Source organism: Neisseria sp. P0009.S007 (assembly GCF_051962515.1).
In genome coordinates this window covers 1-376 of sequence record NZ_JBQCVF010000942.1, presented here as the reverse complement: position 1 = coordinate 376, position 376 = coordinate 1, and the positions used below count along the sequence as shown (strand labels likewise).

1 rRNA gene is annotated in these 376 nt (G+C 53.7%); it reads right to left on the bottom strand.

The features are described 5' to 3' along the window. Positions 1 to 376 (bottom strand): 16S ribosomal RNA (locus tag ACTHS3_RS17220); the annotation flags it as partial.

Sequence of the window (376 nt, the reverse complement as noted above, 5' to 3'; positions counted from 1 at the left end):
GATGTGTATAAGAGACAGGACTACTAGGGTATCTAATCCCGTTCGCTACCCTAGCTTTCGTTCCTCAGCGTCAGAAGAGACCCAGTAAGCCGCTTTCGCCACCGGTGTTCCTGATGATATCAACGCATTTCACCGCTCCACCATCAGTTCCGCTCACCCCTGTCTCCCTCTAGCACCCCAGTATCGGGCGCAATTCTTCGGTTGAGCCGAAGGATTTCACACCCGACTTAAAGCGCCGCCTACGCACCCTTTAAGCCCAATAATTCCGAATAACGTTTGGACGGTTCGTGTTACCGCGGCTGCTGGCACGAACTTAGCCCGTACTTCCTCCTAGGATAGGTCAAGTCCCGCTCTTCACGGAACCTTCCTCCACTAC